This window comes from Herbaspirillum sp. C7C8, from assembly GCF_022627875.1.
In the GTDB taxonomy this organism is placed as follows: Bacteria; Pseudomonadota; Gammaproteobacteria; order Burkholderiales; family Burkholderiaceae_D; genus Herbaspirillum.
Window position 1 is genome coordinate 235,036 of sequence record NZ_JABXGG010000002.1, and the last position, 17,415, is coordinate 252,450.

At 65.7% G+C, this 17,415-nt stretch carries 11 protein-coding genes; 10 read left to right on the plus strand and 1 reads right to left on the minus strand.

Going from position 1 to position 17,415, the window contains the following annotated elements:
- Nucleotides 1-5: 5 nt before the first annotated feature.
- The gene (locus HWE01_RS03320; protein ID WP_175343024.1) at nt 6-3,242 is read left to right on the plus strand and encodes an efflux RND transporter permease subunit; all 3,237 of its coding nucleotides are present in this window, start codon (nt 6-8) and stop codon (nt 3,240-3,242) included.
- 22 nt (nt 3,243-3,264) lie between these two features.
- Nucleotides 3,265-4,800 carry an efflux transporter outer membrane subunit gene (locus HWE01_RS03325; RefSeq protein WP_241821089.1) on the plus strand — a complete coding sequence of 512 codons (1,536 nt, stop codon included), beginning with the start codon at nt 3,265-3,267 and terminating at the stop codon, nt 4,798-4,800.
- A 23-nt stretch (nt 4,801-4,823) separates the two neighbouring features.
- Here the strand turns inward: HWE01_RS03325 and HWE01_RS03330 are convergent, their stop codons facing one another.
- Nucleotides 4,824-6,653, minus strand: a complete 1,830-nt coding sequence (locus HWE01_RS03330) for a chorismate-binding protein (RefSeq protein WP_241821090.1) — start codon at nt 6,651-6,653, stop codon at nt 4,824-4,826.
- Between the two features lie 155 nt (nt 6,654-6,808).
- Between HWE01_RS03330 and HWE01_RS03335 the strand changes: the two genes are divergently transcribed.
- The 8 genes from HWE01_RS03335 (at nt 6,809) to HWE01_RS03370 (ending at nt 17,410) form a co-directional block, all read left to right on the plus strand.
- Nucleotides 6,809-8,212: a DHA2 family efflux MFS transporter permease subunit gene (locus HWE01_RS03335; RefSeq protein WP_034350089.1), complete on the plus strand. Its 1,404-nt coding sequence runs from the start codon at nt 6,809-6,811 to the stop codon at nt 8,210-8,212.
- A gap of 46 nt (nt 8,213-8,258) precedes the next feature.
- Nucleotides 8,259-9,149, plus strand: coding sequence for a DMT family transporter (locus HWE01_RS03340; protein ID WP_034350523.1), 891 nt, complete (start codon nt 8,259-8,261; stop codon nt 9,147-9,149).
- A gap of 23 nt (nt 9,150-9,172) precedes the next feature.
- Nucleotides 9,173-10,159, plus strand: coding sequence for a magnesium and cobalt transport protein CorA (locus tag HWE01_RS03345; protein ID WP_008327273.1), 987 nt, complete (start codon nt 9,173-9,175; stop codon nt 10,157-10,159).
- A 280-nt stretch (nt 10,160-10,439) separates the two neighbouring features.
- Nucleotides 10,440-12,563: a TonB-dependent siderophore receptor gene (locus HWE01_RS03350; protein WP_241821091.1), complete on the plus strand. Its 2,124-nt coding sequence runs from the start codon at nt 10,440-10,442 to the stop codon at nt 12,561-12,563.
- 29 nt (nt 12,564-12,592) lie between these two features.
- Nucleotides 12,593-14,149, plus strand: a complete 1,557-nt coding sequence (locus HWE01_RS03355; protein WP_241821172.1) for an ABC transporter substrate-binding protein — start codon at nt 12,593-12,595, stop codon at nt 14,147-14,149.
- A complete protein-coding gene (locus tag HWE01_RS03360) occupies nt 14,140-15,120 on the plus strand; it encodes an ABC transporter permease (RefSeq protein WP_008327283.1) in 981 nt (326 codons plus the stop codon). The genes HWE01_RS03355 and HWE01_RS03360 overlap by 10 nt, the downstream gene beginning before the upstream one ends.
- Nucleotides 15,117-15,947, plus strand: coding sequence for an ABC transporter permease (locus HWE01_RS03365; RefSeq protein ID WP_008327284.1), 831 nt, complete (start codon nt 15,117-15,119; stop codon nt 15,945-15,947). Before HWE01_RS03360 ends, HWE01_RS03365 begins: the two co-directional genes overlap by 4 nt.
- Entirely contained in the window at nt 15,944-17,410 is a 1,467-nt protein-coding gene (locus HWE01_RS03370) for an ABC transporter ATP-binding protein (RefSeq protein WP_241821092.1), read from the plus strand. Before HWE01_RS03365 ends, HWE01_RS03370 begins: the two co-directional genes overlap by 4 nt.
- Nucleotides 17,411-17,415: the final 5 nt, after the last annotated feature.

Sequence of the window (17,415 nt, forward strand, 5' to 3'; positions counted from 1 at the left end):
CGCGCATGAATATCTCGCTTCCCTTCATCAAGCGGCCCATCGCGACCACGCTGTTGACCATTGGCATTGCGCTGGCCGGCATGGTGGCCTTCCGCCTGCTGCCGGTCTCGCCGCTGCCGCAGGTGGATTATCCGACCATCTCGATCTCGGCCTCGCTGCCCGGGGCCAGCCCCGAGACCATGGCTGCAACCGTGGCCACGCCACTGGAACGCGCTATGGGCGCCATTGCGGGCGTGACCGAGATGACCTCGACCAGCTCCCAGAACTCCACCCGCATCACCTTGCAGTTCGACCTGAGCCGCGATATCGACGGTGCCGCCCGCGACGTGCAGGCCGCGCTCAATGCCGCGCGCAACCTGCTGCCTACCGGCATGCCGAGCAACCCGACCTATCGCAAGGTCAACCCGGCCGATGCGCCCATCCTGATCCTGGCCATGACGTCGGACACCATGACCCAGGGCCAGATGTACGACGCCGCCGACAGCATCGTGGCGCAGAAACTGTCGCAGGTACGCGGCGTGGGGCAGGTGAGCGTGGGCGGCAGCTCGCAGCCGGCGGTGCGCATCGAGTTGAACCCCACGGCCCTGAACAAGTACGGTATCGGCAGCGCGGATGTGCGCACGGCCGTGGCTGCCACCAATGCCAACCGTCCCAAGGGCTTGCTGGAGGACGATGGCCGCAACTGGCAGATCTATGCCAACGACCAGGCCAAGACCGCCGCCGAATATGCCCCGCTGATCGTTGCATATCGCAACGGTACGCCGGTTCGGGTGCAGGACGTGGCCGAGGTGCGCGACTCGGTGGCCGATGTGCGCAATGCCGGTTCTTCCAACGGCAAGCCCTCGGTGCTGATCATCATCAACCGCCAGCCCGGCGCCAACATCATCGAGACGGTCGATAGCGTGCGTGCGCTGCTGCCGCAGTTGCAGGCATCGATTCCGGCCGCCATCGACATGAAGGTGGTGCTGGACCGCACTCCCACCATTCGCGCCTCCTTGAAGGAAACCGAATTCACCCTGATGCTCTCGGTGGCGCTGGTGATCATGGTGGTGTTCCTGTTCCTGCGCAATGCGCGGGCCACGTTGATCCCCGCAGTGGCCGTGCCGGTCTCGCTGATCGGCACCTTCGGCATCATGTACCTGGCCGGTTTCAGCCTCGACAATCTCTCGCTGATGGCGCTGACCATTGCCACCGGCTTCGTGGTCGATGATGCCATCGTGGTGCTGGAGAACATCTCGCGCCACATCGAGGCCGGCATGAAGCCTTACAAGGCGGCCTTGCTGGGAGCGCGCGAAGTGGGCTTCACGGTGCTGTCGATGAGCATCTCGCTGATCGCCGTCTTCATTCCCATTCTGATGATGGAGGGCATCGTCGGGCGGCTCTTCCGCGAGTTCGCCATCACCTTGTCGGTGGCCATTCTGGTCTCGCTGGTGGTGTCGCTGACCACCACGCCGATGATGTGTGCGCAACTGCTGCGCCATGATCCGCAGGCCGATGAGGCCCGCCGCAAACGCCGTCATCCCTGGCTGCAGAAGATCGCCGACCAGAGCGCGGCCATCTTCGCCGACATGCTGCTGGCCTACGAGCGCACCCTGGCCTGGGCGCTCCGTGCGGCACCGCTGATGATGCTCATTCTCCTGGCCACCATCGCCCTGAATGTCTACCTCTACAAGGCCATCCCCAAGGGCTTCTTCCCGCAGCAGGATACCGGGCGCCTGATCGGCGGCATCCGTGGCGACCAGGCCATCTCCTTCCAGGCCATGCGCACCAAGCTCAACGAGTTCATCGATATCGTCAAGGCCGATCCGGATGTGTCCGATGTGGTGGCCTTCACCGGTGGACAGCGGCGCAATGGCGGCTTCATGTATGTCACGCTCAAGCCCCTCTCTGAACGAAAAGACAGTGCCGACAAGGTGGTCGCGCGGCTGCGCATCAAGACCGCCAAAGTGGCCGGTGCGCGGGTGTTTCTGGTGCCGGTACAGGACATCCGCATCGGTGCGCGCCAGAGCGATTCGCAGTATGAATATTCGCTCAAGTCCGACGATGTGGGCCTCTTGCGCATCTGGGAGCCCAAGATACGCCTGGCGCTGTCCAACCTCAAGGAGCTCGAAGACATCAGCACCGACCAGCAGGACAACGGCCTGCAGACCACCCTGACCATCGACCGCGAGACGGCCATGCGTGCCGGGGTCACGCCGCAGCTGATCGACTCGACCTTGTCCGACCTGTTCGGCCAGCGTCAGATCTCCACCATCTACAGCGGCATGAACCAGTACCACGTGGTGATGGAAGCCGCACCGCAATACTGGCAGAGCCCGGAGATCCTGCGCGATACCTACGTCAGCCTGGCCGGTTCCTCCAATCTCTCGCCCACCACCTCCAGCCTGTCGACCCCGCCGGCGCTGTCGGCCTCGGGCAAGTTGAACGCCAATACCGGGCTGGCGCAGACCATCTCGACGGCGGCCTCGCGCCAGATTCCGCTGGCGGCGTTCTCACGCTTCGAGCCCACCACCACGGCGCTGTCGGTCAGCCATGAGGGCCAGTTCGTGGCCTCGACCTTGTCCTTCAACCTGGCCGAGGGGGTCTCGCTGTCGCAGGCCACCGCCGCCATTGACCGCGCCATGGCGCAACTGGGCGTACCCACCAGCGTGCTGGGCACCTTCGCGGGCACGGCCAATGCCTTCCAGGCCTCCACCTCCAGCCAGCCCATCCTGATCCTGACGGCCTTGCTGGCGGTCTATATCGTGCTGGGCATTCTGTACGAAAGCCTGATCCATCCCATCACCATCATTTCCACGCTGCCCTCGGCGGGCGTGGGGGCGCTGCTGGCCTTGATGGTGACCGGCACCGACTTCAGCCTCATCGCGCTGATCGGCGTGATCCTCCTGATCGGCATCGTCAAGAAGAATGCCATCATGATGGTGGACTTCGCCATCGATGCCGAACGCAATCGCGGCCTGTCACCGCGCGACGCCATCTTCGAGGCCTGCAAGCTGCGCTTCCGCCCCATCATGATGACCACCATGGCCGCGCTCCTGGGCGCCATCCCGCTGGCCATCGGCCACGGCGATGGCGCTGAACTGCGCCAGCCGCTGGGCATCTCGATTGTGGGCGGGCTGGTGGTGAGCCAGCTGCTCACGCTCTACACGACCCCGGTGGTGTATCTGTACATGGAACGCCTGAGCGCCTGGGGCCGCCGCCGTTTCGGCCGCAAGAACAAGACAGAAACCTCGGCGGCCTGAGGCTGCCGCCATGGAGAAACGCATGACGCAACAAGACCTGTTCAAACTCAAGCCGCTGCTGGCGGTGCTGGCAGCCAGCTTCGCGCTGGCAGCCTGCTCGGTGGGGCCTGACTATGTCCGTCCGCAGATGGACACCGGCCCGGCCGTCTTCAAGGAAGGCCAGCACTGGAAGCCGGCCCAGCCGCGTGACCTGATGGCCGATGGCAAGTGGTGGGAAATGTTTGGCGATCCGCAATTGAATGCGCTGGCCGATCAGGTCGACATCTCCAACCAGAACCTGGCCCTGGCCGAAGCCAATTTCCGCAGCGCCGTGGCGCTGGTGCAAAGTTCGCGCTCGGCCTATGCGCCCACGCTGTCGGCCTCGGCCGGTGCCTCGCGCGGGCGCTCCGGCTCTGCCGGTTCGTCCTCAGCCACATCCTCCGGCACGTCCACCTCGTCCAGTTCATCGGGCAGCGTGCGCAACGCCTATACCTTCTCGCTGACGGCCTCGTGGGAAGCGGACATCTGGGGCAAGGTGCGGCGCGACGTCGAATCCAGCCAGGCCAGCGCCCAGGCCAGTGCAGCCGATCTCGCCGCAGCGCGCCTGTCGGCGCAGGCCCAGCTGGCGCAGAACTATCTGCAACTGCGCGTGCTGGATGCCCAGCAGCAATTGCTGGAAGACACGGTCCAGGCTTACCAGCGCTCGCTGCAAGTCACGCAGAACCAGTATGCCGCCGGGCTGGCGGCCAAGTCCGACGTGATCCAGGCGCAGACGCAACTGAAATCGGCCCAGGCGTCGGCGCTGGACAATGGCGTCACACGGGCGCAGGTGGAGCACGCCATCGCGCTGCTGGTGGGCAAGACGCCGGCCCAGTTCTCGCTGCCGCGCGCGCCGCTCACGGCGGTGGCGCCGCCGGTGCCGCAGGGGGTGCCGTCGATGCTGCTGGAGCGTCGTCCCGATGTGGCCGCTGCCGAGCGCCGCGTGGCCTCGGCCAATGCCAAGATCGGCGTGGCCAAGGCCGCCTACTTCCCCAGCCTGACGCTGTCGGCCTCGGGCGGTTATCAGAGCTCCACCTTCGCCGACTGGTTCACGCTGCCGGGACGTGTGTGGTCGCTGGGCCCGCAACTGGCGCAGACCATTTTCGATGGTGGTGCGCGCGCAGCGGCCACCGATCAGGCCATCGCCACCTATGACGGGACGGTGGCCACCTACAAGCAGACGGTGCTGACGGCGTTCCAGGAAGTGGAAGACAACCTCGCCGCGCTGCGCATCCTGGAGCAGGAAGCGGCCGTGCAGGGCGAGGCCCTGCAGGCTGCGCGCCAGGCCGTTACGCTGGTGACCAACCAGTACAAGGCGGGGACGGTGAGCTACGTCAACGTCATCACGGCCCAGGCCACTGCGCTGTCGGCCGAGCTGACTTCGCTCAGTATCCTCAACCGCCGCATGGCCGCCAGCGTACTGCTGGCCAAGGCGCTGGGCGGGGGCTGGGACGGGCATAGCCTGGATGACCTCGGCCCGCTGCAGCAGCAGACGGCTGACAAGGCCAGGGGCCTGAAGGACAACGCAGCGCTGCGTTGATCCGAGTTGCGTATGGAGCGTGCTCAGGCGGTGACCAGTACCGCCGGCAGCGCCCCGCGCAAGGCATTGCAGACCACGATCTCCTGCGCTGCCATCAGGTCGGCGCGGGTGATGACGACTTGCACGGCATCCCATTGCGGATCGGCCAGCAGCACCTGCCGCATGACGCCCGGCAAGACCCCGCAAGCCAGCGGCGGCGTGCACCAGCGGCCGCCGATCTTGACGAAGACATTGCTGCGGCCGCCCTCGGTCAGTTCATCGCGTTCATTGAAGAACAGCAGGTCGAAGCCGCCGCGCCGTTCGGCTTCTTGCCAGGCGGCGTCGTAGCGGGCGCGCTGGCTGCTCTTGTGGCGCAGGAAGGGGTCATGGCTGTCGGTGGCCGTGTCCGCCAGGAAGACCTTGACCGGCGTACTCAACGGGGTCAGCACCGCATGCTGGATCGCGATGCCACCGTGGATATCCAGCGCCAGCCGCAGGCGATAGGCCGTCTGGTCGGAAAGTTCAGCACAGCGCGCATCGAGTTGTGCTCGGATGGCCGTCGCATCGAAGGGATAGCCCAGTAGTGAAGCAGATTGCTTCAGACGCTCCAGATGCAGCGCCAGATGGCGGCAACCGCTGCGGGTGGCATGGATGGTTTCGAAGAGCGTGAAGCTTTGTGTCAATTCCGTGAGGAAACCTGATTTCAGCTGGCATTCCGCAAATTCGGAGGCAGCCTCGCTGTCGTGGACGATGCCTGCACCCACACCCATCACGCCGCTGCGCATGCCCTGCTGCGGGGCTTGCAGCTCCAGCGTGCGGATCGGCACCGAGAGGCAGAAATCCCCAATGGCATGCCCGCCCGCGCGCGGCGCCTCGAACCAGCCGATGGCCCCGGTATAGAGTCCGCGCGCTTCGGTTTCCAGCTCGTCGATGATCTCCATGGTGCGGCGCTTGGGCGCACCGGTGATCGAGCCGCAAGGGTAGAGCGCAGCAATCGCATCGGCCAGGGTGACGTCCGCGCGCAGGCGGGCGCGGATGGTGGAGGTCATCTGCAGCACCTGGCCGTAGCGACGCACGTCGAACAGATGCGGTACCTGCACCGAGCCCGGGACTGCCACGCGGCCCAGGTCGTTGCGCAGCAGGTCGACGATCATCAGGTTTTCTGCGCGGTTCTTTTCATCGTGGGACAGGGCCAGGGCGCGTTGCGCATTGAGCGTGTCCGCACCTTCCTCTCCGACCGGTACGGCCCGCGCGGTACCCTTCATGGGCTTGGCTTTCAGCGTTCCCTGCTGATGGGCGACGAACAGTTCCGGCGAACACGAGAGCACCATGCCACCGCTCTCATCGCGCAGCAGCGCACCATACGGCACCGGCTGGCGTGCACGCAGGCGGCGGTACAGGGTGATGGGGTCGCCCAGCACGTCGAAGTGCAGGCGATAGGTGTAGTTGACTTGGTAGGTATCACCGGCTGCGATGTAATCGCGGATACGATCGATGGCCGCAGTGAAAGCGGTCTCATCGACGCTGCTGCGCAGACGGGTGATGCCGGCGCTGTCGGAGCGTACTTGGGTGGACAGCCACGCATCCACTTCGGCAGCAGACAGAGGCGCGCAGTGGGCAAACAAGAGCACGCGCGCCAGGGGGCCGGACAGCGGGTGATGCGGCAGGCGCTGCAGCGCCGCGCCCAGTTCATAGCGCCACAAGGCCACGGCGTGCTGTCCCTCGGCCAGCGCTGCCTGCATCTCGTCCAGCATCGCCGGGAAGTGCGCGGCATCGGTGCAGGCCAGCGTGCGCACATGCCCGGTGTAGAGGCGCGAGCGCGGTTCGGCCGGGCTGGCCTGGTGGTCGTCGAGGAGGGCGAAACATTCGTTCATGAGGCGTGGGCAGCGATGACAGCGAGGGGAGGGGCCAGGGCGGCCGCCGGCAGCATGATAGCGTAAAAGGTATACTGCAAGGCTTGCCGGGCGGCTTGCAAGCCCGGTCATTGTGGCTGCATGCGGCCCGGCTGCCCCTTCATTCTTTCTTGCTCATGGCCATTCCCCGCACCTTCATCATTCCCTTGATCGTCGCCTGTGCGCTGTTCATGGAACAGATGGATTCCACCGTCATCTCGACCTCGCTGCCGGCGCTGGCGCTGGACATGCACGTCGATCCGATTTCACTCAAGCTGGCGCTGACCTCCTATCTGGTCTCGCTGGCGGTCTTCATTCCGATTTCCGGGTGGATGGCCGACCGCTTCGGTTCGCTCACCATCTTCCGCGCGGCCATCTGCGTCTTCATGCTGGGCTCCGTCCTGTGCGGGGTCTCCTCGACCCTGCCGCACTTCGTCGCCGCCCGCTTCCTGCAGGGCATCGGCGGGGCCATGATGGTGCCGGTCGGACGCCTGGTGATCCTGCGCAGCGTGGAGAAGGTCAACCTGGTCAAGGCCTTGTCCTATCTCACCATCCCGGCCTTGTTCGGCCCGGTGCTGGGGCCGCCGCTGGGTGGTTTCATCACCACGTACTTCCACTGGCGCTGGATCTTCTTCATCAACATTCCCATCAGCATTCTCGGACTCTATCTGGCCACGCGCTTCATTCCCGACCTCAAGGCCGAGCAGGTAGCCCGCCTGGACATCCTGGGTTTCATCCTCTCGGCGCTGGGCTGCTCGCTGCTGATGATGGGCCTGGCCACCTCGGGCCGCCATCTGGTCGCGGGGGATATCTCGCTGGCCTGTGTGGTGGCGGGGGCTCTGTTTCTGTGTGCCTATGTGTGGCATGCACGCCGCACCACGGCACCGCTGATCGATCTGGCATTGCTGAAGATTCCGACCTTGCGTGCCGGTGTGTTCGGCGGTTCACTCTATCGCGTGGGCATCGGTGCCATTCCCTTCCTGCTGCCGCTGATGCTGCAACTGGGCTTTGGCTATACGCCTTTCCATTCGGGCCTGCTGACCTGTGCATCGGCCGCCGGTGCGATGTTCATGAAGACCATCGCCGCGCGCTTCCTGCGTCGCTACGGGTTTCGCCGCGTATTGCTGGTCAATGGCGCGCTGGGCGTGCTGGGGCTGTGGGCCATGGCCACCTTCACGCCGCAGACGCCTTACCTGCTGATGGTGATCATCCTGCTCATCGGTGGTTGCTTCCGGTCGTTGCAGTTCACCAGTCTCAATGCGATTTCCTACGCCGATGTCGACAAGGTGCGCCTGAGCCAGGCCACCAGCATGGCCAGCGTAGCGCAGCAATTGTCCATCGGCATGGGCGTGGTGCTGGCCGGGTTTGCACTGCAGATGTCCAATGAAATCCAGGGCCATGCCACGCTGGTGGCACAGGACTTCTGGCCGGCCTTCCTGGTGGTGGGCGCGGTGGCCTCGCTGGCGCTGCTGATGCTGCGCCAGCTGCCGCCGAATGCCGGTGCCGAGATGGCGGGCCAGCAGGACAACAAGCCGGCCTGACGCACCCACGTCCGGCCACGGCACAACGAGGAGAAGCATGCAGCCCATGACGTACAAGTCCCTGTGGTTTCCGCTGGGCGCGGTCCTGATCTGGGCCGGCAATACCGTCATCAGCAAGATGTCGGCAGGGGTGATTGCGCCGGAGGATATCTCCTTCTACCGCTGGGTGCTGGCGGCGCTGCTGATGTCGCCCTTCCTGGCGCGCCCGACCTGGGCGGCGCGTGCGCAGATCCGTCCTCACCTGGGCAAGATCCTGGTGCTGGCCCTGCTGGGCATGGTGTTGTTCCAGAGTCTGGCGTATTTCGCCGCGGCCACGGCCTCTGCCACCAGCATGGGCATCATCGCCTCGCTCATGCCGCTGCTCACGCTGGTACTGAGCATCAAGCTGCTCTCTGAGCCGCCGACGATCGGCACCCTGGCCGGTGGCATCCTCTCGCTTTTCGGCCTGGCGGTGCTGATCGGGCGCGGCCATCCGCTGGCGCTGTTCGACCAGGGCGTGGTCACGGGTGACCTGCTCATGCTGCTGGCCACCATCGCCTATGGACTCTATGGCGTCATGCTGCGTCGCTGGGCGCTGCCGCTGCGTACCTGGCAACTGCTCTACATGCAGGTGCTGACGGCGGTGGTGCTGCTCTTTCCCGGTTACGTGCTGGGCCATCATTCGCCGATCACGCGCGATAACCTGCCCATCCTGCTGTATGCGGGGATTGCCGCTTCCATCCTCTCGCAGTTCCTGTGGATGCGCGGCGTGGCGTATCTGGGGGCCAGCCGCTGTGCCATTTTCGTGAACCTGATGCCGGTCTTCACTGTCATCATTGCAGTGCTGGCGCTGGGCGAGCAATTGCACGCCTACCACGCCATTGGTGGGCTCATCACGCTGGCCGGCGTGATCATGGCCCAGGTCTTCAAGCAGCGCCTGCGCTGGCGCACCGGCTGATCTGACAAGAACAGGAAAGAGACATGATCGATCCCGCCATGATCGTCAATTGCACGGTCTACAAGAAGGGCAAAAAGCTGCGCGACATCAGCCTCGACGACATCAGCGACGTGCTGGAAGAGGAGGGCACATTCGTCTGGCTGGGCCTGTTGGAGCCCAATGTCGAACTGATGAACAAGATCAAGGAAGAATTCTGCCTGCACGAGCTGGCCGTGGAAGACGCCTACGCGGCCCACCAGCGGCCCAAGATCGAGGAATACGGCGACACCCTCTTCGTGGTGCTGCACACGGCCCAACTGGCCGGCGGCGAAGTGCTCTTCGGCGAGACTCACATTTTGACCGGTCCGCGCTTCGTGGTCACGGTGCGGCATGGCGCCTCGCGCAGCTATGCCAAGGTGCGCGAGCACTGCGAGATGCTGCCCGAGCGGCTCATGCGCGGCCCCAGCTTCGTGCTCTATTCGATCATGGACTTCGTGGTCGACAACTATCGTCCCATCATGGACGACCTTGAAACCAAGTTCAGCCAGTATGAGGAACAGCTCTTCAATCCGGGTGCCTTGAGCGGCAAGGCCTACCTGCAGGAGCTGTACCAGTTGAAGCGCCAGCTGATCCGCCTGCGCTCGGCCGCCACGCCGCTGCTGGACGTCTGTACGCAATTGCTGCGCTTCCATGAAGGGCTCATCACCAAGGAAGGCAAGGCTTATTTCCGCGACATCTACGACCACGTGGTGCGCTTCATCGATACCGGCGACCGCCTGCGCGAAATGGTGGAGTCGGCCGTGCAGATCAACCTGGCCCAGGTCACCATTCATCAGAACGAGATCGTCCAGACCCTGGCCGGCTGGGGTGCCATCCTGGCCATCCCGACCATGATCTTCAGCCTCTACGGCATGAACTTCGCGCACATGCCGGGACTGTCCTGGCAATGGAGCTTCCCGCTGGTACTGGGCGGCATCGTCACCGCCTGCACGCTGTTGTGGCGGCGGCTGCGCAAGGCGGGCTGGCTTTAACGGGGGCACGTTCCTGCTTCGCTTGTAAAGACTTCCTGCGGGTGCGGCAATATGCCGCACCCGCAGGCTCGTTTGCGTCGCTACACTGCGCACGCACTGCGCGCAGAGTGTGCATCCTGCCCACATGTGCAGGACTCGCGTTCTAAATGCGATTCATTTCTCTTGATAATTGCAACAAAGTTGCATTAGAATCCCGCCCTGACCGCGCAAGACGGTCTCTCCATCGCGGCCAGGCAGTCCACGCACCCAGCCGCAGCACAACGACATCACAAGGGAAAAGATGAAAATGACCGCACTGCGGGCGGCCGTGCTGGGCGCGCTCGCCATCGGCTACGGCCAGCAACCGGCCTGGAGCGCCGAGGCCCTCACCAACACCGGCACCGACAGCGGCCTGGGCCAGGTGGTCGTCACCGGTACCAGTCAGCGCCAGCAGTATCGCCAGAGCACCACATCCAGCGCCACCCGTACCGAAACGCCCCTGCAGGAACTGCCGCAGTCGGTGCAGGTAGTCTCGCGCCAGCTGATGGACGACCTCGGGGCCACGCGCCTGGATGACGTATTGCTCTACGTGAGTGGCGTGGCCAAGCAGAACAACTTTGGCGGGCTGTGGGACAACTATTCGATCCGCGGGTTTTCCGGCAGCGAGAATGGCGGCATGAACATCCTCTGGAATGGTTTCGCCTCCAATCGTGGCTACGCGCCGCCGCGCGATACCGCCAACGTGGAGAGCATCGATTTCCTCAAGGGTCCGGCGGCGGCGCTCTATGGCAACAGCGAACCGGGCGGCACCGTCAACGTGGTCACCAAGAAGCCGCAGTTCAAGGCGGCCCATTCCCTTGATCTGTCGGTGGACAGCCGGGGCGGCTATCGCAGCGCGGTGGACTCCACCGGGGCGCTCAACAGCGAAGTGGCCTACCGGCTCAATGCAGCCGTCGAGCACAAAAACAGCTTCCGCGACAACGTCAGCAGCGACCGCCAGTTCCTGGCACCGGCGTTCACCTGGGTGCTCAGTGAGCGTACCGTGCTGAACTATGAAGGCGAGTACCTGCGCCAGAAGGCGCCGCTGGATCGCGGCATCGTCGCCGTCAACGGCAATCCGGGCGTGCTGCCGGTCTCGCGCTTCCTGGGCGAGCCTGGTGATGGCGACATGACGATGCAGAACACCAATCACCTGCTGACCCTGGAACATCGTCTCGACGACAACTGGCACCTGCGCACCGGTGTGTTCCACAAGGATGGCACGCTGGATGGCTATTCCACCGAAGCCTCGGCCCTGCAGGCCGACAATACCACCCTGCGCCGCCAGCGCCGCTACCGCGACTACAGCTGGCACGATACCGCGCTGCAGGCGGAACTGGGCGGCAAGCTGCACACCGGTGGCATACAGCATGAGGTCCTGGTGGGGACCGAAGTGGACTGGCTCACGCTGGATCAGCGCATGTTGCGCGTGAACCCGAGCGCTGCGGCCCCCTATGCCGTCAACATCTACGACCCGGTCTACGGCCAGGCGCAGCCCACCCCCACCCCCAACACCAATACCAGCGAACGCCAGATCAGTACCGCGCTCTATCTGCAGGACCAGATCAGCCTGAGCGAGCGCTGGAAGCTCCTGGCCGGCATACGTGCCGATGGCTTCCGTTCCACTCTGAACAACTGGCGCACCGGCACCACCACCCGCCAGGACAAGAGCGCCTATTCGCCACGCCTGGGCCTGACCTACCTCGTCACGCCCGCGTGGTCAGCCTACGTCAGCGCCAGCAAGTCCTTCCGCCCCAACAGCGGCAGCGATGCCAGCGGCAATGCCTTCAGCCCCGAAACCTCGCGTGCGGCCGAAGTCGGCCTGAAGTTCCAGAGCGAAGACCAGCGCAGCGGCGCCACCCTGGCCGTGTTCGACATCAGCAAGCAAAACGTGCTGACCACCGATCCGGCCAATCCATCCTTCTCGATTGCGGCCGGTGAAGTGCGCAGCAAGGGCGTGGAACTGGACGCCAATGCGCGTCTGGGCCACCACTGGCGGCTGACCGGCAACCTGGCCTATACCGACGCCTACGTCAGCAAGGACAACACCCTGACGGTCGGTTCGCGGCTGATCAACGTGCCGCGTGTATCGGGAAGTGTACTGGCAGTGTTTGAAGATGCGTCTGCAAGTGGCAGGCCCTACGGTATCGGTGGTGGCCTGAACTATGTGGGCAACCGTACCGGTGACCAGGCCGGCAGTTTCAAGCTGCCCGCTTACGTGACGGCGCGTGCTCTGGCCTACTGGCAGTTCACCCCCAAGATGAAGCTCTCGCTGGACCTGAACAATCTCTTCAACAAGCGTTACTACAGCAGCTCCTACAGCACTGTGTGGATCATGCCGGGCGAGGAACGTACCGCCACGCTGGCGCTGAACGTGAAGTTCTGAAGAGGCCTTGCTTGAAGCGTTATTCTCAGATGTCACGTCGGCGCGCCTTGCTGGCACTGCTGGTCGCCAGCCCGTGGCCGCAGGCATGGGCGCATGGCGATGAGGCGGCCAGCGCCCATGCCATCACCGGGAGCGACAGCGATGTCCTGACCGTGGTCGGGCCGTGGGAACTGACCGGGCTCGATCCCTCCCGCGCCGGGTACATGTTCGCCCGCATGGAAGTCGTGCAGACCCTGCTGGAGGTGGACGATGCCGGGCAGTTGCAGGCGGGGCTGGCGACGGCCTGGCAGGTCAGCGCCGATGGCCTGCAATGGCGCTTTGCGCTGGCCCGCGGACGGCGCTACCACGATGGGAGCGAAGTCACGCCCGCCAGCATCCTGGCCTGTCTGCAGCGCGCCGCTGTCCTGCCAGGTGTACTGCAACTGGCAGGCATCACGGCCATGACTGTGCAGCAAAGTGATCTGGTGGTGTCTCTGCTCCAGCCCTTCGGCCCGCTGCCTTATCTGCTCACGCATTACTCCACGCAGATCCTGGCGCCGGCCAGTTTCGATGCACGGGGCAAGGTAGTGGCCATCCTCGGCAGCGGCCCTTTCCGCATCAAGTCGATCAGCCTGCCGCAGCAGTTTGATGTCGAGCGGGTGGAGGGCGGGGCGGGCAGGGCGGTACGGCGTGCGCGCTACATTAGCGTTTCACGCGCGGAAACGCGTACGCTGCTGGTCCAGAGCGGCCAGGCCGATCTGGCCTTTTCGCTCGATCCGCCCAGCATCCGCGCGCTGCAGAATAGTCCGCATGCCGTGCTGCTGTCGGCCATGCTGCCGCGTACCACCATCCTCAAGCTCAACGCCGGCCATCCTTTTCTGGCCGATGTGCGGGTGCGCCACGCCATCTCCCTGGGCATCGAGCGCGAGGGCATCGCCCGTGCCTTGCTGCGCGATGCCGACCTCGGTGCGACGCAACTGCTGCCGCCGTCGCTGGCACGCTGGCATGATGCCCGCCTGCCGCCGCTGCATACCGATCTCCGGCAGGCGCGCCGCCTGCTGGAAGAAGCCGGCTGGCGCCTCGGTACCGATGGCGCCCGCTGGAAGGATGGCCAGAAGCTGCAACTGAGCCTGATCACCTTCGTCGATCGTCCCGAGCTGCCGCTCATCGCCACCGCCCTGCAGGAAGAAATGCGCCAGATCGGCATCGCCGTGCGCGTACAGATCGGCAATTCCAGCGACATCCCGGCCGGTCATCGCAGCGGCCAGTTGCAGATGGCGCTGGCCGCGCGCAACTACGGCAACCTGCCCGACCCGGTGGCCAGCCTCTTGCAGGACTTCGGCCCGCAAGGGGGCGACTGGGGCGCCATGGGCTGGCATGACGGAGAAGTCCCGGCCCTGCTGGCCCGGCTGGCGGCGCTCCCGAGCGGCGACGCCAACACCGGGCGAGCCGAGCGCGAGCGCATCGTGGCCGTCTTGCAGGCGCAGTTGCCGGTGATCCCGGTGCTGTGGTATCGCCAGACCTGTGCCGTCAGTCGTCGCCTGCGCGGCGCCAGCATCGATCCCTTCGAACGCAGTTATCGCATCGCTTCCCTGCAATGGACCTGACCCGCCTTCTGCTGCTGCCACCGGCCACGCGCCGGCAACTGGCCGGCGCCTTGAGCCAGCGCCTGCTGCAAGCCGCCCTGGTGGCCTTGCTGGTGGGCACGCTCTGTTTCTTCATGACACGCCTGCTGCCGGGCGACATGGCCTATCGCATCGCCGCCGGTCGTTACGGCTACGACATGGTGACCACCGAGGCCGCCCTGGCCGTGCGCGCCGAACTGGGCCTGGACCAACCCTGGTTCATGGCCTTGAGCCAATGGTGGAGTCGTCTGCTGCACCTGGACCTGGGGGTGTCCCAGGTGACGGCGCTGCCGGTGCTGGTGGAAATCGCGCATCAGCTGGGCCCCACGCTGCGCCTGTCCTTCCTGGCGATGGTGCTGTCGCTGCTGATCGGCCCGCCCCTCGGTGTGCTGGCCGGACTGCATCCGGGTGGCTGGATCGATCGCGCCACGCTGGCAGTGTCGGTGTTGTTGCGGGCCTTGCCTTCCTTCCTGTTGGGCCTGGTGCTGGTCCTGCTGTTCTCGGTGCAGCTGGGCGCCTTGCCGGCAGCTGGGCATACCGACCACGGTGGCATTGTGTTGCCGGCGCTGACGCTGGCACTGGGGCTGGCGGCAGTGTCCTGCCGGGTGGCGCGCGATGCCATGGTGCAGGTGCGCGCCTCCGATTACTTCGCCTTCGCGCTGACCAAGGGACTCACGCCCGGGCAAGCCTTGCTGCGCCATGGCGTGCGCAATGTGGCCGCACCGGTCACGGCCTATCTGGGAGTGCAACTGGTGATGCTGGTCGAAGGGGTGGTGCTGGTGGAGACCATCTTCGCCTGGCCCGGCATCGGTCACGCCTTGGTGCATGCCATCTTCGGACGGGACGTGCCGATGATCCAGGGCACGGCGCTGGTGCTGGGCCTGTTGTTCGTTCTCTTCAATGCGCTGGTCGATGCCGCCTGCGCCTTCATCGATCCGCGCCGCCGACCATGAATCCGTCTACCTCCGAATGGCCGTTGCAGCCGGGCACACGGCGCTGGCGACCCGCGCAGATCGCGGGCCTGTTGCTGCTGTTGTTGATTTTCCTGTTCGCCTGGCTGGGGCCGCTGCTCATCGATGCCGATCCGGCGCGCCAGCAATTGGCGCGCTTTCTTGAAGCGCCCAGCCTGGCCCATCCACTGGGCTACGACCAGCTCGGTCGCGACATGCTGGCAAGACTGGCGCATGGCGCGCGGCTGTCCCTGGCGCTGGCGCTGCTGAGCGTGCTCTCGGCGGCGCTCCCCGGGGTACTCATCGGCTTGCTGGCGGCCTGGTGCGGCGGCTGGACCGAGCGTGTGCTCTCCGCCCTGGCCGATGCCGTGCTGGCCCTGCCGGGCCTGTTGCTGGTGTTGCTGCTGGCGGCCTTTGCTCCGGGCGGCTTCTGGCCTTTGTATGTGGGCATCTCGCTGGCCTTGTGGGTGGAATATTTCCGCGTGGTGCGCGCCGCCAGCCGCATCCTGCTGGCCAGTCCGCAGGTGGAAGCCTCGCGCCTGCTGGGATTCGGGGCCGTCTACATCATGCGCCGCCATCTGCTGCCGGCGCTGCTGCCACGGTTGTTGACGCTGATGCGCTTCGGCCTGGCGGGTGCGGTGCTGGCGATGTCGGCCTTGGGTTTCGTCGGCGTCGGGCTGCAGCCGCCCACGGCGGAACTGGGCGTGATGATGATCGAACTGCTGCCGTATTACCGCGAAGCACCCTGGCTGTTGGGCGGGCCGGTGCTGGTGCTGTTCCTCACCTTGCTGGGTTTGCTGTTGTCGTCAGGACAGAAGGAGCAGGAATGAACATTCTTTCCTCGAATGCGGCATTGCGGGTGCAGGACCTGTCGGTCTGGCACGGCCAGAGCGCGCTGGTACAGGGCATCGATTTCTCCATTGCGCGCGGTGGGGTGATGACGCTGCTGGGCGAGAGCGGTTCGGGCAAGTCGCTGCTGGCCCAGGCCATCATGGGCAATCTGCCGGCCAGCCTGCATGCCAGCGGCCGGATCGAGATCGATGGAGCGACCACCGAGGCCGCCGATGCCGCGTCACGCCGGCGCGGCTGGGGGCGGCGCGTGGCGCTGCTGCCGCAGGAGCCCTGGCTGGCGCTGGACCCGACCATGACGGTGGCGCATCAGGTGGCCGAGACCTATGAGCTGGTCAGCCATCCCGCCGCCGACAGCCGCCACGAGAGCCTGCGCGGCGCGCGCCGCCAGGCCCGTACGCTGGCCGGGCAGGCCCTGGCCAGCCTGGGGCTGGAGGCGGCGGCCGATCATTACCCGTTCATGATCTCGGGCGGGATGGCCCAGCGCGTGGCATTCCTGGCCACCCACGCCGCGGGCGCGCCGCTGTTGATCATCGATGAGCCGACCAAGGGGCTGGATGCGGACCGGCGCGGCGAGGTGCTGACGCTGTTGCAGAGGGCGCAGCAGCAGGGCATGAGTCTGCTGTGCATCACCCATGATGTGTGGCTGGCGCGCGCGCTGGGCGGCGAACTGGCGGTGATGCTGGAGGGGCGCATGGTCGAGCGCGGCCAGGCTGAAGCACTGCTGGCGCAGCCCGGGCACGCCTACACGCGTCGACTGCTGGCGGCTGATCCGGCGTGCTGGGCGCAACCGGCAGCGACCGTGTCCACGGCATCGGCTCCGGCCTCCTCCGTGCTCGTCGAGCTCAGCGAGGTGGCCAAGTCCTTCGGTGAGCAGCCTTTGTTCAGCGGCATCAGTGCACGTCTGCATGCCGGGGAAATCGTCGCCGTCAGCGGCCCCAGCGGCGTCGGCAAGACCACTTTCGGCAATATCGTGCTGGGCCTGCTGCGGCCCGATGCCGGACAGGTCACGCGGGCGGCCGGTCTGGCGCGCACCGCCTTCCAGAAGATCTATCAGGACCCGGCGGCGGCCTTTGCGCCCACCGTCACGCTGCGTCAGTCGTTGCGCGATCTGGTGCGCCTGCATGGACTGGACTGGCAGCCTCTGGAGGATCTGCTGGCGCGCATGCGGCTCTGTCCCAGTCTGCTGGAGCGCCTGCCGCGCCAGGTCTCGGGCGGGGAGTTGCAGCGCATTGCGCTGGCGCGCGTGCTACTGATGCGTCCGGCCCTGATCTTTGCGGATGAACCGACTTCGCGCCTGGACCCGCTGACCCAGCAGGAGGTCATCGCACTGCTGGTGGAGCAGGCCAGGGAGGCGGGTAGCGCCGTGCTGCTGGTGACGCATGATGCCCAGATCGTGCGCTGCGTGGCAGACCGGCGCCTGCTGCTGGGGCCACCGCCCTAGGGCCT

Excerpts from the sequence above, each read along its gene's own strand:
- HWE01_RS03320 (WP_175343024.1), top strand. The coding sequence starts at position 6 with ATGAATATCTCGCTTCCCTTCATCAAGCGGCCCATCGCGACCACGCTG.
- HWE01_RS03325 (WP_241821089.1), top strand. The coding sequence starts at position 3,265 with ATGACGCAACAAGACCTGTTCAAACTCAAGCCGCTGCTGGCGGTGCTG.
- HWE01_RS03330 (WP_241821090.1), bottom strand. The coding sequence starts at position 6,653 with ATGAACGAATGTTTCGCCCTCCTCGACGACCACCAGGCCAGCCCGGCC.
- HWE01_RS03335 (WP_034350089.1), top strand. The coding sequence starts at position 6,809 with ATGGCCATTCCCCGCACCTTCATCATTCCCTTGATCGTCGCCTGTGCG.
- HWE01_RS03340 (WP_034350523.1), top strand. The coding sequence starts at position 8,259 with ATGACGTACAAGTCCCTGTGGTTTCCGCTGGGCGCGGTCCTGATCTGG.
- HWE01_RS03345 (WP_008327273.1), top strand. The coding sequence starts at position 9,173 with ATGATCGATCCCGCCATGATCGTCAATTGCACGGTCTACAAGAAGGGC.
- HWE01_RS03350 (WP_241821091.1), top strand. The coding sequence starts at position 10,440 with ATGAAAATGACCGCACTGCGGGCGGCCGTGCTGGGCGCGCTCGCCATC.
- HWE01_RS03355 (WP_241821172.1), top strand. The coding sequence starts at position 12,593 with ATGTCACGTCGGCGCGCCTTGCTGGCACTGCTGGTCGCCAGCCCGTGG.
- HWE01_RS03360 (WP_008327283.1), top strand. The coding sequence starts at position 14,140 with ATGGACCTGACCCGCCTTCTGCTGCTGCCACCGGCCACGCGCCGGCAA.
- HWE01_RS03365 (WP_008327284.1), top strand. The coding sequence starts at position 15,117 with ATGAATCCGTCTACCTCCGAATGGCCGTTGCAGCCGGGCACACGGCGC.
- HWE01_RS03370 (WP_241821092.1), top strand. The coding sequence starts at position 15,944 with ATGAACATTCTTTCCTCGAATGCGGCATTGCGGGTGCAGGACCTGTCG.